Source organism: Acetobacterium sp. KB-1, from assembly GCF_003260995.1.
Classification (GTDB): Bacteria; Bacillota; Clostridia; order Eubacteriales; family Eubacteriaceae; genus Acetobacterium; species Acetobacterium carbinolicum.
This window is the reverse complement of sequence record NZ_CP030040.1, coordinates 2,822,699-2,838,859: the sequence shown is the minus strand read 5'-3', so window position 1 is coordinate 2,838,859 and position 16,161 is coordinate 2,822,699. Positions and strand designations below refer to the sequence as shown.

Genomic DNA, 16,161 nt, shown 5'->3' with positions numbered 1-16,161 from the left:
TATAAAATGGTGGCTGCTATTGCCATTCCGATCACCTTACAAAGCCTCATTACCATTGGCATTAACATGACCGATACAATAATGGTGGGGGCGCTGGGAGAACTGCCCTTGTCTGGTGCTTCCCTGGCCAATCAGTTCATTATGGTTTTTCAGATCTGTTGCATGGGGATTGGCATGGGTGCCTCTGTACTCACCTCTCGTTTCTGGGGAATGAAAAACCCTGATGCCTTAAAAAAATCAATTACCATTATGTTCCGCATCTGCATTGGTTTTGCTTTGCTTTTTTCATTGGTGACCTTTTTTGCTCCTGAAGCGATCATGCGTATCTATACGACCGATCCAGAAATTATCCAAGAAGGTACGCGCTATTTTAAATGGGCAGTTCCCTGCTATCTGCTTTTAGGACTCTCGCTGACATCCACCATTGTACTACGAAGTGTCGGTCAAGTTCGACTCCCTTTAGTTTCATCGATTTTTGCATTTATCATCAATATTTTCTTTAACTACCTGTTTATCTTTGGCAATTTGGGAGCCCCCCGGATGGGTATTGAGGGTTCTGCCCTATCAACATTAATTGCCAGAATTTTTGAGTTTTCGTTTATTTGCGGTTATCTATTTTTTATTGACAAAAAAATCCGTTATCGCCTCTTTCATCTCTTTATGCGATGTCGGGATATCTTAAGGGAATACATTAACATCGCTATTCCGGTTTTGATCAGTGATGTTTTACTCGCCCTTGGCAATAATGCTGTGGCGATGGTGATTGGACGGTTAGGCGTCAGTTTTGTTTCTGCTAATGCCATCACGATGGTTCTTCAGCAACTGAGTACGGTGCTTATCCAGGGGATTGCCAACGCCAGTGCTATTATCACAGGTCACACCCTGGGGCGGGGTGATGAGGAAACTGCTCAGCAGCAAGGCGTCACCTTTTTATATCTGGGCATCGCCATCGGCCTCTGTAGTGCTATGCTTATCTGGATCACCAGCAAACCGATGATTGGTCTCTACAACCTGACCCCAGAGACTCAACAAATTGCGGCTCAACTAATGTTTGCCATCGGTTTTATTGTTATTTTTCAATCGACCAACAGTATCCTGACCAAGGGGGTTCTTCGCGGCGGTGGAGACACCCGATTTTTAATGGTGGCGGATATTATCTTCTTATGGGCTGCCTCGGTTCCGCTTGGAGCAATGGCTGGTTTCGTCTGGCATTTACCGGCATTTTGGATCTATACGCTACTGAAAATTGACCAGATTATCAAAGCGATCTGGTGTATCTATCGATTGAAGAGCCGAAAATGGATTAAAAGAATCGCAACTTATCCTTTGAATCAAGATCAGTAAAATAACATTTACTGTGCTTTTCAAAGTTGCTCAACTTGACCAAATTTATTAATAGTCATTTCCCCTAAAAGGTGATAGAATAAGACAATTATGAAATCTTATTTTTACATCAATTTCCATTAAACAAACCTATTCCCATACTTATTGGAGGTAACCACCTTGCGAATCACACGAGACGAATTCCATGGACGAACAAAGCTAACAAAAAAAGATAAAAAAGAACCCATTGTAGAAGCATCCCCCAAAAAACCAATGCCTTCAGAATCACCATTAAACGCTTCAACTGACCTTCCGGAAAAGAATAAAAAAAAGGTTGGTTTCGCCGTAAAGCTATCAGATTCTGAAATAAAAAAACAATTACTCATCTTAGCTGAAGAAACAATGAATCAATTATCGGATCCTAACAAAGAGCTCCGCGATGTGGAAGATATCTATCTCATTTTTAAAGGGCAGATGATGGTCATCAACAAGTGCCGCTTACTTTCTGTCAGCGAACAACAGGAACAAAATGCTCAAGTCTATGCTTGCTACTATAAAAAGAAATTTGAGCTAAAAAAACTGGAAATGCAAAAAAAGAAAGGCTAAGTTTTCAGACCTGTCGACTTTTTTCAAACCTCTAAAAAAACAAAACCATGGCGCTAAACAGTCCATGGTTTTATTTCGTGATTGCCGTGCTTTTTTACTTAGATACTGCTATGAAGCCAGTCGTTTGCCTAAATCTCTGCAGGCTTCCAAGCCAGCATCGTCGGGGGCATCATTGATTTTTAAGCCATCATCGACTAGATTGACCCCAGTTTTCTTCATTCTTTCTTCCCATTCATCCATCCATTGGCCATCGCCCCAATCGTAGGATCCAAATAAGGCCAAAGGTTTTCCGGTTAGACTTTCTTTTTCAAGTTCAGCGACGAAAGGCTCCATTTCCTGATCTTCCAGTTCTTCGGCACCCATGGAAGGGCAACCCAAAGCAATGGCATCACTGCTTAACAGTTCTTCAATATTGGCCTTATCCACACTAAGTACCTTTACTTCAGCACCACCAGCCTCTGCTCCAGCGGCAACTGCTTCGGCCATTTCCTGAGTATTTCCGGTTCCACTCCAATAAACAATTGATACTTTTTTCATCATAAATTCTCCTGATCTGAATAATTTTTGCTAAATCATTTCCAATTTAACAGACATTATTGGTGATCTGTTTAAGGGTTTTTTTCCAATTCAGGGTCATGCTTACCTCCAATTTTGATATCAGCGAACATCGATCTAATCAACTCATCGGTTCTCTCTTTACTCTATGTTAGTTTTGTGTTAGCTTTTGCTAACATATTAGCAAGAGTTTCTGTTCTTGTCAATCCCTTTTGAAATTTATTTTAAAGGCATCCACTTTATTCTAAGGCTGCTCTGACATTTTTTAATTCCTCGATAATGGCAATATTCTGAGGACAATGTTCTTCACACTTTCCACACTCAACGCAATGAGAGGCTTTGGCATCTTGAGGAAACATTGTGCTATAGAGAGATTTAGCTTTTTCAAGGGTATCAAAGAGATAGGCATTGTTATAAAGCGAAAAATGTCCCGGAATATCAACTCCGGATGGACATGGCATACAATACCGGCAATTTGTACAGTTGACCTTCATTTTTTCTGTTATTGTTTTCTTGGCAAAATCCACTAACGCCAGTTCTTGATTGGTTAGTGAATTGGCTGCACCTGCATTGGCAGTATTGATATTATCGATCACCTGCTCCATCGTCGTCATACCACTGAGGACCACGGAAACTTCAGGATGATTCATGACCCACCGCAGCGCCCATTGAGCCGGAGTTCTTTTGATTGGCGCTTCGTTCCAGGCGGCTAAAACTTCCTGGGGTAATTTATCAACCAGAGCGCCGCCTCTGACTGGTTCCATAATGGTGATTCCCATTCCTTTGCTGGCCGCATATTCCAGGCCTTTCTTACCGGCCTGATAGTTTTCGTCCAGATAATTATATTGGATTTGACAAAAAGACCAATCATAAGCATCGACAATTTCGACAAATAAATCAACATCATCATGAAACGAAAAACCGGCGTATTTGATTTTTCCGTCTTTGATCGCCTGATCAAGAAATTCAAGGGCTCCCAGATTTTTCAGGTTTTGCCAAAAACCTCTGTTGAGTCCATGCAGCAGGTAAAAATCGATTGTATCCGTTTCCAGCCGTTTTAACTGTTCATCCAATAATCGGTCCATATCGGCTCGTGACTGAATTAACCATGACGGCAGCTTGGTCGCGATGTTAACCCGTTCACGATAACCATCTTTTAAGGCCCGGGCCACAAAAAGCTCGCTCTCTCCACCTTTGTCAAAACCAGTGCCATGATAAGGATAGGCCGTATCGATATAGTTCACACCATGATCAATGGCATACCTTAACATCTTGATGGCTTTTTCATCATCGATATTGGATTGAACCCCGTCGATAACCGGCAACCGCATACAACCAAACCCTAAAACTGAAACCTCTTCATTTGTTTTTCCGAATTTTCGATACAACATCTTTTTTCTCCCTAATTATAAATTTAAACAATTTGCGATAAACTGTTTAGTCTAATTAATTTGTATTGAATTATTTGTCTACTATTACTATACTACTATCTGATCTTTAGTCCAAGTTAAAATCTTTTATTTTTTTAAATCGGCCTATAACTACCTTACGAAGATTTAAATATTTGATTTCGTCAATTCAAAAAAATAGCCCACTGATTTTCTGCCAGTAAAAATCAGTGGGCTTTTGTTTGTTTCACTTTGCTTTTTTAGTTTTTTCCTAGGCGAGTCTGTACCATTTTAGTGCTAATGATTATGCCTTTTTAACAAACTCTGATTTTAGCGACATGGCTCCAAAACCGTCAATTTTACAATCGATGTTATGATCGCTGTCAACCAGACGGATATTTTTTACCTTGGTGCCTTTTTTGAGATCCTGGGAACTGCCTTTTACTTTAAGGTCTTTGATTAAGATAATCGTATCACCACTACTTAAGACGTTTCCGTTTGAATCTTTGATACTCTTTTCATCGTCACTGTTTTCGTCTGTTGCATCTATTGTCCACTCATGAGCACACTCTGGACAGATCAACAGTTCTCGATCTTCATAGGTATATTCTGAATTACATTTAGGGCAATTCGGCAATTGTTCCATGTATTGTTCTCCATTCATAATTGGTTTTTCTCGTGGTACGAGTTATTCATACTATCATAATCTGATCCACTTGACAAGTCATCCCGATGGCCGCTTTGATTGATTTATGCTTGTCATATTTTAATGTAATCCACTCTTTTAAATACTGGCAGTCTTTTAAAAATGTTAGTGCTGCAATGGTCATCGAAGCAATCCTATTGAGCGTGTAATTTCTTCACTGAATGTTCATTGATAGCTTTGCTAAATTCAACTACATGATATCATATCCTGATGATGTTAAAGATTTGTTAAGCATTCGCCCGCAAAAAATATGATATACTTCAATAAAAGATCAATCAATACATTTGGGGGAGGTAAAAATGTCACAAACCACCAAAAAAGCGCTGGAAATTTCGTTAAAAAATCTGCTTTTAAAAAAGCCCTTGGATAAAATTACAATTAATGATATTGCCTCGGACTGTGGAATTAGCCGAATGACCTTTTACTATCATTTTAAAGATATCTATGACCTCGTGGAATGGTCCTGTGTCGAAGATGCTTCAAAGGCTCTCAATGGTAAAAAAACCTACGATACCTGGCAACAGGGATTTTTACAAATCTTTGAAGTCGTGCTCGACAACAAGCCCTTTATTATGAATGTCTATCATTCCGTCAGTCGTGAGCAAGTTGAAATATATCTTTATAAATTAACCTACAAACTGATGATTGATGTTGTTGAAGAACAAGCGATCGGTATAACCATCCGTGAAGCGGATAAAAAATTCATCGCCGATTTTTATAAGTACGCCTTTGTCGGCTTAATGCTTGAATGGATCCGTGGTGCCATGCAGGAAGATCCTAAAATCCTAATCGATCGCCTTGCTACACTACTACAAGGACAAGTTGCCACCGCCCTTAACCAATTCCGCACCGATCGACCGCCCAGGTCTATACTATGAACAACCTATTACAAAAAGAGTGCTTTGATCAGAGTTTTATCAAATCACTCTTTTTGTTTATATCAAATTATGACGATCTTTACTACAATGAACCCATAAACAAATTTGAACAATAAACGGAGGTTATTACTATGTATTATTCCAGCGGAAATTATGAAGCTTTTGCACACCCATTAAAACCGGACGGCGTTGACCAAAAATCAGCCTACATTGTCGGTTCTGGACTTGGTGCTCTGGCATCGGCCTGTTTCCTGATTCGTGACGGTCAAATGCAAGGTAAACATATCCACATTCTCGAAAAAGATCCGATTCCAGGCGGAGCCTGTGATGGATTTCTCTATGAAGGTCTTGGTTATGTGATGCGGGGGGGACGTGAAATGGATAACCACTTTGAATGTATGTGGGATCTGTTTCGATCAATTCCCTCAATCGAAACCGCAGGTATCAGTGTTCTTGATGAGTATTATTGGCTCAACAAAGCCGATCCAAATTTTTCACTGATGCGAGCGACTGTCAATTGTGGCGAAGATGCCCACACCGATAAAAAATTCGGTCTTTCGGATCAAGGTGCGATGGAAATTATGCATCTTTTCTTCACCCCAGATGAACAGCTCTACAATAAGCGTATCGACGAATGTTTCAGTAATGAAGTCCTTGACTCCAACTTTTGGCTATACTGGCGAACCATGTTTGCCTTTGAAAACTGGCATTCGGCATTAGAGATGAAACTTTATATTAAACGATTTGTTCACCATATCGGCGGTCTTCCCGACTTCACCGCTCTGCGCTTTACCAAATACAATCAGTACGAATCGATGATTCTGCCAATGATCAACTACTTAGAGTCTTTTGGTGTCCAATTTCATTACAATACCAAAGTTGTCAATGTCGAATTTGATATTAACATGAACCAAAAAAAGGCCACACAAATTGTTGTTTTTCAGGATGGAAAAAACTCATGCATTGATCTGACCGAGAATGATCTCATTTTCATTACCAATGGCGGCTGTGTGGAAAATTCGACGCTGGGCAGCCAAAATGAACCCGCCCCTTACAATAAAGAAATCAACGAGGGTGGTGGATGGGATATGTGGCGCAAAATCGCTGTTCAAGATCCATCCTTCGGAAATCCCGATAAATTTTGCTATGATCCCGAACAAACCAACTGGATGAGTGCCACCGTCACCACTCTTGACGATAAAATTCCACCTTATATTCAAAAAATCTGTCAGCGCGATCCTTTCTCCGGGAAAACGGTTACCGGAGGTATTGTAACCGCCAGGGATTCTAACTGGTTGTTGAGCTGGACCTTCAATCGTCAACCGCAGTTTCGCTCCCAGCCGGAAGGTCAACTCGTCGGTTGGATTTATGGCCTGTTCAGTGATAAACCCGGCAACTATGTAAAAAAGACCATGCGCGAATGTACCGGCATCGAGATATGTATGGAATGGCTGTATCATCTTGGTGTGCCGGAAAGCGAAATTCCTTCACTTGCTCAAAATAGTGCTAACACCATCCCTTGCATGATGCCTTATATCACCGCCTTTTTCATGCCTCGTGAAGCTGGAGACCGGCCTTTAGTCGTTCCTGAAAATGCAGTGAACTTTGCCTTCTTGGGTCAGTTTGCAGAAACAAGACGCGACACCATTTTCACGACGGAATACTCAATCCGCACCGCCATGGAAGCCGTCTACACACTTCTTGATATTGATCGCGGCGTACCGGAAGTATGGGGAAGTACTTACGATATCCGCGATCTCCTGACCTCAACCGTCAAGCTTCGTGATGGCAAGAAAATAACTGATCTCGATCTGGGTGATCAGGAGAAACTGGCTTTGTTTGAAGTATTCAGACGAATTCAGGGAACTGACCTTGAAAAGTTGCTAAAGACGTATCAACTATTTTAAGTTAGAATAATCTATCTCGCATCAATAAGCCGACCTCTATTACACTATTTCTAGCGATTTTAGAAAAACCGGCAAAATATTCCTCCCTAAAACAGAGACACCTCTTCAATCAAGGTTGTCTCTGTTTTTTTATCATTGTCTTAATTAAACTAAAATACGCCATTAGCCAAATTTAGGACTACGGTTGTCCTTATTTGTCTTCTTTGGTATAATGATGCCATAATTATTCGTTACCTCATAAATTTTTAAAATCCACTAGTTGCCCGGTAAGATCGTTCTGCTTGTTGATTCTCGTAATTTCCTCCACCACAATAAAAGTTTAGAAAGGAGTTGGTTATTATTAGCATTCTTTTCGAGAAATTCAGAGAGGTTCTGGTTTCAGTCTTGCCGATTACGCTAATTGTCGTTATTCTAAGTTTTACTCTCGTTTCCATTGAAGTCCCGATTATGTTGCGCTTTCTGCTGGGTGCACTCTTTATTGTCGTTGGTCTGACGATTTTTCTCTTCGGCGTGGATCTGGGTATTGCACCAATTGGAAATTTGATGGGAACGCATATTACCAAAAGCAATAAGGTCTGGATTGTCATTGTTTCAGGCTTACTGCTTGGTTTTTTTATCTCCGTTGCCGAACCCGACCTCCATATTCTAGCTGGTCAGGTAGCCCTTGTTTCTGCCAATGTTATTACTAAAACTGAAATCATTATCTATGTGTCCGTTGGAATCGCCTTACTGTTAACCGTTGGTTTTTTAAGAATTATTTATAACAAATCTTTAAGTATTCTGTTGACCATCCTATATGGGCTGATTCTAATCGTTTCTCTTTTTACCAACGAAGCATTTCTGGCCATTTCATTTGACGCCTCTGGAGCCACCACTGGGGCGATGACCGTTCCCTTTATTCTGGCTCTATCGATGGGGATCTCTTCATTAAAAAGGGGACGCGCCTCCGAGGATGACAGCTTTGGTCTGGTTGGCATTGCCTCCACCGGTGCCATTCTTGCGGTGATGCTGATGAGTGTGTTAAAGGGGACCAAAGAAATAGGCGGCAGCCTTGACAGTGAATTGTCCGATTCAACCGCTGTTTTCCTGCCATTTATCCAAAAGCTGCCGACCATGCTTTACGAAGTCGCCCTGGCCCTTTTGCCGATTGTCATTGTCTTTGTTGTTTTTCAGATGCTCGCCTTTAAACTAAAAAAGAAGCCCCTTAAACGAATCATCAAAGGCCTGATTTATACCCTAATTGGTCTGGTTCTTTTTTTAACTGGCGTTAACGCCGGGTTTATGGAAGTGGGAACCCTGGTCGGTTATACCATTGCTAACTTTGATAATAAAGCCATCCTGGTTGGCATTGGCGGTCTGCTTGGACTGGTGGTGATTCTGGCTGAACCGGCGGTTTATGTCCTTACCAAGCAAATTGAAGATGTCACCAGCGGCTACCTAAAACGACGGGTCGTACTGGTTGCCTTATCCCTGGGGGTATCTCTCGCTGTAGGCTTGTCGATGTTGCGCATCGTCATTCCGGAAATCAAACTCTGGCACTATCTGTTGCCGGGTTATCTTCTTGCCATTGTTCTAAGCTATCTGGTACCGAAGCTTTTTGTGGGGATGTCTTTTGACTCTGGCGGGGTATCATCCGGCCCCATGACGGCTACCTTTATTCTTGCTTTTGCCCAAGGTGCCGCCGCATCCATCGAAGGAGCGAATGTACTGATAGACGGTTTTGGACTAATTGCCATGGTGGCCCTGATGCCAATCATTGCTTTGGAGATTCTAGGCCTGATCTTCAAAATAAAAACGGTAAAAGGAGGCATTTTCGAAGATGAACACACTTGAAAACACACTAAAAAAAAGCTATGAAATGCTGGCTGTCATTGTCAATTTCGGCGTTGGTTCCAAGGTTTTGCATTTGGGAAAAAAATATGGAATTTCTGGGGGAACCATTTTTCTGGGAAAAGGCACCCAGCACTGTTTGCTCAACGATTTTTTTGATATCTGTGATGAACGGGTGGAAGTGGTTCTAATGATCGCCCAAACTGAAAAAATCGAATCAGCCGCTGAGGCGATTAGCCAGAAATTTAAATTCGCCAAAGCCAATCATGGCATTGCCTTTACGGCGGCGCTTAATAATTTTTTAGGCGTTCGAAATTGTTTCTATGATAAAACGCATGAAGAAAAAGGAGTCAATAAAACAATGTATGAAGCGATATTTGTGATTGTCGATCGCGGCAATGCTGAAACGGTTGTCGGTGCAGCAGAAGCAGCCGGTGCTAAGGGTGGAACCATCATGAATGCCCGAGGCTCGGGAATTCATGAGTATTCAAAACTCTTTGCCATGGATATTGAACCGGAAAAAGAAGTAGTAATGCTAATCCTGGAAACTGCGAAAACAGAAACAGTCGTCAACGCTATTCAGGACGCTACTGAAATGAGCAAACCCGGGAATGGGATTATTTTTACCATTGGTGTAAACCGAACCTATGGGCTGTACCAGAACAATCATTAATCTGACCCTGATTCGGTAGCTTTTTTTAATTGACGCTTCCGGCCGGAGACCAGAACAGGTTAATGTGTTTATTTTAAACACATTAACCTGTTCTTATTTGAAGACTTTAATAAACGCTTTACGATTTATGCCAACAATTCTTCAACCTGATCTTTCACCTCAAACAAGGTACATCCGCCATGGTTTCCGGCACTTTTAGCAATCTCCCGGAGATCGAAAAAATACTGGGAGCGAAGCACAGCTTCCACCGAATCACTGGTCAGGTTTTGAATGGCATAGGGTGAAAAGGGGCAGGGCTCGGCATCACCATAGGGATTAATATGAAAAAATCCCCGTCCCGAAGCCAGACATCCGCCCATTTCCTCCTCGTCGCCGGGGAATGATAGAATCACCATCTTACTAAAGTTTTTTTTCAATTGTATACAAATTTCCTGTAATTGCTTAATCTCTGCTTCTCCCAATTCCAGATATTCGGTTCCCTCTTCTGCCGGGACATATTCAATATACAGGCTGACGCCGCAGCCTTTGTCCTCCAAAGCTTCAAGAAAATTCTTTCTGGTTACCAGCCCCATGTTTTCTTTAGTCACCGTAATCGATGCCCCAAACAGGATTTTGCGCTTTTTCAAGGCTGCCATGGCCGCTTCAATCTGCTCATAGGTACCCACCCCGCGGCGGGAATCGGTTTCTTCGGCATTGCCTTCGATACTGAAAATGGGGATCAGATTGCGATGTTGATCAAGAAATGCAATGGTCTCCTGATCCAACATGGTACCATTGGTAAAGATCGGAAAGATGATGTTTGGATACTCCCCGGCCAGCGTAAGAATATCCCGGCGTAAAAAAGGTTCTCCACCAGCCAGCAGAATAAAAGCGACCCCAAGGCGCCCCGCCTGGTCAAAAATATTTCCCCATTGACCGGCCTTCATCTCCGCTTTGCCAGTCGTTGTACCACAGCCTCCGCCAGCCCTGGCATAACATCCGGCACAGTGCAGATTACATTGGGAAGCGATACTGGCGATCAGAAATGGCGGCACATGCAAGCCTTCTTTTTCCTGTTTTTTTCTTCTGGCCGTGCTTTTTGCCATCTCCGGTAGAACGCTCATCAAAAATGCGCGGCCTTTGTTATTCCCCAGATAGAATCGACCGGCGGTTTTCATGATTTGGGTGATTCCCTGGTCCATCATACTATTTAAATTCATCAGCTTTCCTCATTTCTTATTTGATAAATTGATGCAAATTGTTCGATGTGTGCTATCAGCAGAGCCATTGCTTCGTCTTCTTTTTCCGGCATACTATCGTATTGGCATAAAAGCGTGTAAAATGGTGAATAAAACTGCAACGCCATAATCTGGGGCGGACCTTCTTTAAAGGTTCCCTGCCTGATCATCTCAGTAAATAAATCAGTTTGAAACTGGATGGCGTCATTAAAAAACCAACTGCATAATGTCTTAGCTGCATCACTGTTTTTATACTGCTCGATGGTTAACATTTTACGAAACTTTGATGCCTGTGGATCTTTAAGAAAAAAAAGAAAAACAGCCTCACAGGCTTTTTTAAGCCAGACCAGATCATTGCGGCCATATTCCCTGGCGACACTTTCTAACTCACCCTGAGGCAACCGGTAAAAGGTTACGGTTTCTTCAAATTTTTCATTCATCCACGTAAGCAAGGTGTCATAAATGGCCTGCTTACTGGCAAAATGCTTATACAGTGAGCTGTCTTTAATTCCCACTGCCTGGGCGATTTCTTTAACCGTCACACTTTGATAGCCTTTTACCGAAAACAGATTCAGTGCTTCCTCTAATATTATTTCTCTGGTATTGCGTTTTGTCATCACTTCTCCTTAAACTTCCTGTCAAAAATTAAAGCTAGCGTTCATTAGCTTTATTATAGCTAATGAACGCTAGCCTGTCAAGTCAGGTTTTAAAGTTATTTTTTCGCTATTAATTTCGACCAAAGCGCTGATTGTAATAGGTTAGCGAATAACGATACAGCTCATCTCTGGCAATGTCTTCCTGATCCTGATTAAAATTTTCGGTCATGATCCAGCACATAACCCGACCATTTTCACCAAAATGATCGACAAATTCCCGAACCGCTCTGCGTATTTCATCTTCTTTCCATTGAGGCTCAATCATCAGCGGAAAGGTAAAAGTCATTACTTTTCCATAGGTGGAATGAAGATAATCCGGTTCATTAATAAATAGCTGGGGAGTCCACATATCTATTCCCATTTCCAGCATCATCGGCACATATTGAATATTCTTGCCGCAGGAATGGAGTTCAATAAAGGCAACCTTTTTCTTTAGATAGTCCATAAATCGTTTGGTGGCTGGCATGATCTGTTCCCGAAACATCTCATTGGAAAAAAAACCGGATCGCTGGGTACCCCAGTCATCATGATAAAGAACCCCATCGATTCTACCATAATAATCAATGATCTTTTGTGTCGATTCAATCTTGTAATCCGCCATTTTCTGAAAAAATTCTTCCAGTAACTCCGGTTCTTCATAAAATGCCATCAGGCTTTCTTCAAAGGGAAGCATTTCGTGGAGCCGCTCAAAAATGCCTTCCACACATTCATAGACATGGGGCCGTTCCGGGTCCAACATTTTCTGGATCTTCTGCCCATCGGTTCTAAAATCCACCAGGGATAAATCCGGCCAGTTCAGTTCTTCCTTCCAACGCGAAAAATCTGAAATGGCTCGGGTATCTGGCTTGGTAATCATTCCACCAGCTGAATCAACCATTATCCAATTGACACCCCACCAATCATAGCCATCGACCTCAGGCACCGGGTGCTCTTCCATCGCGTCCGGCCAGACAATATTGGATTCATAAAAATAAGCTGGCATCCAATAGGGCTGCTCACCTTTGGCACAGCGAATATAATTCTCCCTGACACCGATCACCCGTTTCTCAATGGGTGGTTTAGGCTGTTGAAAAATCCAGGGGAAACTCCCTGGTGCCTGCCATGACTTTGAATAATCCCGATTTGCTGCCACTTCCATAAATTTACTCATTATTGTTCCTCCTACAAGATAACACAGTGCCTCTCATTGAGCATCTCCCAAAAACCGAAAACCTCAAACTTAATTTTGCCTATCACTACGATCTGGACTATGCCTATAAAAACTTGTTTTTTACACCGCATCTGTATCTAAGCGATTCAGGTTTTTTACGCTCTCGAACAGACAGCGCCAATTTATAGATGAACCGCTATTTTAAACGCACTATTTACAGCTTCGGCAATATTACCAACTTCAATCGCATCTCCAACCACAAAAACTTCAGTTGGCGGCGCACTCTGACGCAGTTCATCAACCAACTGATGTCTTGGAACCATTCCAACCGCCAGTAACACCGTGTCCGCAGGCAGGGTATGCTCAGCTCCGGTGGTTAAATCGTCGTAGTAAACAGTCTGCTCATCAATGGACTTGAGTTTTGCGCTGGTGATTACTGGAATCTTTAGCGTTTCTATCTTTTCCAATAGATCCTGCATCGTACCACTGGCGGTCATAAAGAGGTTAGACAGATCTGGCGCCATTTCAAGTACCGTTACCTGCTTTCCTTTTTCAGTCAGTTCAATGGCCGATTCAATTCCAATCGCACCACCACCAATGATCACGATCTGTTCTCCCACAGTAACACATCCCATTTCACCATCAGGTGCCCAATGAACATGCGGTAAATCGACCCCGGGAAGATTTGGAATCAGAGGATCGGCTCCTACTGCCAAAATCAGGGCATCAAATTGCTCAGCATCCAGCATTTCTGCCGTTACTTCAGTATTCAAATGAATCGTTCCCAATGATTTTTCAGCTTGACGAACCAGATAATCCCGATAATCCTGCATGTCAATCTTAAATTTGGGCGAAGCCGCAGTAATAACATTCCCGCCCAGTTGATCTTCTTTTTCGTAAAGAACAACCTCGTGCCCCCGTTCACAAAGAGTCAATAAAGCCTGAATGCCGGCTGGACCGCCACCAACTACGCCAACCTTCCTTTTTATCTCAGCTTTAGGAATTTTACCATAGGGAAATTCATCAATATTAGCACAGAGTGGGTTAACCGCACAGCCGATTACTCGGGGCATAATCAATCTCTTACCGCAATACTGACAACGTATACATGGTCGATGGTCTTCTTCCTGACCAAGGGCATATTTTCGTGGCATCGCCGGATCAGCAATTAGCGGACGACACATCGCGACAAAGTCTGCTTTTCCAGAGGCAATAATCGCTTCCGCATCTTTGATATTCATAATCGAACCAACGGTAGCAATCAGTAAATCTGGGAAGCGTTTTTTGATATCCGCAGCAAAATGAACATTATACATCCGGTCCATCATGGAGTTTTGCCACCAATAACGCATGTACGCAAAATCGCCGTGAATTCCCGCGGAAACATGAAGAATATCAATTTTATCTTTAATCAATTCAATAAACTCAAGGGTCTCTTCAAAATGCATACCGTCAGGATGAATTTCATCTGCTGAAATCCGAAATTCAATGACAAAATTTTCCCCCACTTTCTGTCGCACAGCATCCAGCACTTCGACACAGAACCGGGCCCGGTTTTCCAGGGAACCACCATATTCATCGGTGCGTTTATTAAAGAGTTTGCTGGCAAACTGAGAGATCAGATTCCCGTGTCCACCGTGAATCATACAGACTTTCATACCGGCTTTCTGACAACGGTAAGCGGCCATCGCATATTTATCAACGGTTTCTTTGATTTTTTCATGGCTCATTTCAATGGTAGGAATAGGCTCCCGCCCACCGGCCTTAGCACGTCCCATTTCTGCCGGAGTGATGATGGAAGAAGCTGAAATAGCCGGATGTCCAATTCTGAAAGGATCAGAATCCATGCCACAATGATTGATTTCAAGCGAAGCCTGACACCCAAAACTTTCACACATTTCGGCAAATTGAGAAAGCGGAAGAATACATCCGTCGGTACCTAAATCTAACTGACGTTCTTCATCGCTGGATTCGGCCCGATCAATCACCGAATTGCCAACATGGATCATGGCCGTTCCACCCTCAGCGATGGGTTTGAACCAGTCAATAAATTCCCGGGAAACCCGGCCATCCCGGTCAGCACGGTTTGGTGATGGCGGTGCCATCTCGATGCGATTTTTAAAATCAACACCACGGATGCGAATGGACTCAAAAACATGGGGATAATTATTCATAGTTTATACCCTTTCGTTATTTAATTTATTTTACGAAAGTAAGTATACCATGAAAATTAAAAAAAACGCAAGAGTAATATTAATCACAATTAATATCAAGAAATTATTAAGCTTTTTAATGGCTATAAATAAGCATTGTATAAAAATTATAGCCGCTAATTGAAATTAGTTTTTCCGTAATATTAAGCTTTTACAAACGGTAACCCTTGATCAGAATAAATCATGTTATTTAAAGTCAATTACAAAGTTTTTTTTAATCGCTAATTCTGGCATGTTTTTTTCAAATTCTTCCGAAACAGCTAAAATTTCATCAATCCGATCAACCTGTCTTAACAACAACAGTAATGTTTCAATCGCAGCATCTGTAAACTCTTTATAGGAACAATCGACTTTTCCCATTTGATGAGCCAGACACGTAGCCTGACGAAATCCGAACTCTCCATAATTAAGCAGCTTTAATTTGTAAATCGGCAAATCCAATTTGCAGATTTTAACTAACTCCTGAAAATACTCTTCATTAACAGCCTCTTCTTTTATCTGAATGTTTTCATTCATAATCTCCCAATAAAAAAGATTCAGATTCCGATTAGTACTCATCAGACTCCCATGAACCCGAATTTCAATGGCAGTTGCAAGAAGAACATCGTAACTGATATTATTTATATTAAATTGTTCTCTGACCATGTTCTTTATTTGATTCATATACTCGTTGTAAACCAAGGTAGCCAGTTTTCCTTTTGATCCATAGTAATAAGCCACCAACGCACCATTCCCATTGACCGCTTCCCCTAACTGCTTATAAGTCGTCTTGATATAACCGTTTTCATAAAAAAGCACTTTTGCAGCATTGTATATTTTTTCTTTCATTTCTGTTTCCGGTTTCATTTTTTTCATTTTAAAAAACTCCCAACTTTCTTAACGTTGTTATGCATTAATTAAGTGCAAGATTTTGACTTTGGATTATGATGGCGCCATGTTTCAATTTAAAACTCACCCAACATCATGGTATTAGTCAAACAAAGGATCCCATTATGACAAAAACTAAGCTTGTTTATTTTTTAAACAACTACCCGATCATGCAATAAGATACAATCATTT

The 16,161-nt window shown here is 41.7% G+C and carries 15 protein-coding genes; 6 read left to right on the top strand and 9 right to left on the bottom strand.

The features are described 5' to 3' along the window. Positions 1-6 precede the first annotated feature (6 nt). Complete coding sequence (locus DOZ58_RS13220; RefSeq protein ID WP_111888711.1) at positions 7-1,344, top strand: MATE family efflux transporter; 1,338 nt, start codon at positions 7-9, stop codon at positions 1,342-1,344. A gap of 159 nt (positions 1,345-1,503) precedes the next feature. Beyond that, positions 1,504-1,929 (top strand): hypothetical protein, encoded by a 426-nt coding sequence (locus tag DOZ58_RS13215; protein WP_111888710.1) that lies wholly within the window; start codon positions 1,504-1,506, stop codon positions 1,927-1,929. A 108-nt stretch (positions 1,930-2,037) separates the two neighbouring features. Here the strand turns inward: DOZ58_RS13215 and DOZ58_RS13210 are convergent, their stop codons facing one another. The 4 genes from DOZ58_RS13210 to DOZ58_RS18565 all read right to left on the bottom strand — a co-directional run bounded on the left by DOZ58_RS13210 (position 2,038) and on the right by DOZ58_RS18565 (position 4,702). Further along, the gene (locus DOZ58_RS13210) at positions 2,038-2,466 is read right to left on the bottom strand and encodes a flavodoxin (protein ID WP_111888709.1); all 429 of its coding nucleotides are present in this window, start codon (positions 2,464-2,466) and stop codon (positions 2,038-2,040) included. Positions 2,467-2,723: 257 nt separating this feature from the next. After that, complete coding sequence (locus DOZ58_RS13205; protein WP_111888708.1) at positions 2,724-3,875, bottom strand: aldo/keto reductase; 1,152 nt, start codon at positions 3,873-3,875, stop codon at positions 2,724-2,726. A 301-nt stretch (positions 3,876-4,176) separates the two neighbouring features. Beyond that, on the bottom strand, positions 4,177-4,518 hold the full coding sequence (locus DOZ58_RS13200; protein WP_111888707.1) for a zinc ribbon domain-containing protein YjdM: 342 nt from the start codon (positions 4,516-4,518) through the stop codon (positions 4,177-4,179). Positions 4,519-4,564: 46 nt separating this feature from the next. Further along, positions 4,565-4,702, bottom strand: a complete 138-nt coding sequence (locus DOZ58_RS18565) for a hypothetical protein (RefSeq protein ID WP_162624518.1) — start codon at positions 4,700-4,702, stop codon at positions 4,565-4,567. A 175-nt stretch (positions 4,703-4,877) separates the two neighbouring features. Between DOZ58_RS18565 and DOZ58_RS13195 the strand changes: the two genes are divergently transcribed. From DOZ58_RS13195 to DOZ58_RS13180, 4 genes are all read left to right on the top strand, one after another. Continuing rightward, positions 4,878-5,456 carry a TetR/AcrR family transcriptional regulator gene (locus tag DOZ58_RS13195; RefSeq protein WP_111888706.1) on the top strand — a complete coding sequence of 193 codons (579 nt, stop codon included), beginning with the start codon at positions 4,878-4,880 and terminating at the stop codon, positions 5,454-5,456. A gap of 131 nt (positions 5,457-5,587) precedes the next feature. Continuing rightward, positions 5,588-7,363 (top strand): oleate hydratase, encoded by a 1,776-nt coding sequence (locus DOZ58_RS13190; RefSeq protein WP_111888705.1) that lies wholly within the window; start codon positions 5,588-5,590, stop codon positions 7,361-7,363. Positions 7,364-7,702: 339 nt separating this feature from the next. Next, a complete protein-coding gene (locus DOZ58_RS13185) occupies positions 7,703-9,196 on the top strand; it encodes a DUF1538 domain-containing protein (RefSeq protein ID WP_111889772.1) in 1,494 nt (497 codons plus the stop codon). Next, positions 9,183-9,866: a P-II family nitrogen regulator gene (locus tag DOZ58_RS13180; RefSeq protein ID WP_111888704.1), complete on the top strand. Its 684-nt coding sequence runs from the start codon at positions 9,183-9,185 to the stop codon at positions 9,864-9,866. Before DOZ58_RS13185 ends, DOZ58_RS13180 begins: the two co-directional genes overlap by 14 nt. A gap of 125 nt (positions 9,867-9,991) precedes the next feature. Here the strand turns inward: DOZ58_RS13180 and DOZ58_RS13175 are convergent, their stop codons facing one another. From DOZ58_RS13175 to DOZ58_RS13155, 5 genes are all read right to left on the bottom strand, one after another. Beyond that, complete coding sequence (locus tag DOZ58_RS13175) at positions 9,992-11,065, bottom strand: radical SAM/SPASM domain-containing protein (RefSeq protein WP_111888703.1); 1,074 nt, start codon at positions 11,063-11,065, stop codon at positions 9,992-9,994. After that, positions 11,065-11,700 carry a TetR/AcrR family transcriptional regulator gene (locus DOZ58_RS13170; RefSeq protein ID WP_111888702.1) on the bottom strand — a complete coding sequence of 212 codons (636 nt, stop codon included), beginning with the start codon at positions 11,698-11,700 and terminating at the stop codon, positions 11,065-11,067. Before DOZ58_RS13170 ends, DOZ58_RS13175 begins: the two co-directional genes overlap by 1 nt. Before the next feature lie 109 nt (positions 11,701-11,809). Continuing rightward, a complete protein-coding gene (locus DOZ58_RS13165) occupies positions 11,810-12,889 on the bottom strand; it encodes a uroporphyrinogen decarboxylase family protein (protein ID WP_111888701.1) in 1,080 nt (359 codons plus the stop codon). A 182-nt stretch (positions 12,890-13,071) separates the two neighbouring features. Then, positions 13,072-15,063, bottom strand: a complete 1,992-nt coding sequence (locus DOZ58_RS13160; RefSeq protein ID WP_111888700.1) for an FAD-dependent oxidoreductase — start codon at positions 15,061-15,063, stop codon at positions 13,072-13,074. Between the two features lie 225 nt (positions 15,064-15,288). Next, positions 15,289-15,957, bottom strand: a complete 669-nt coding sequence (locus DOZ58_RS13155) for a TetR/AcrR family transcriptional regulator (protein ID WP_111888699.1) — start codon at positions 15,955-15,957, stop codon at positions 15,289-15,291. Between the last annotated feature and the right edge of the window lie 204 nt (positions 15,958-16,161).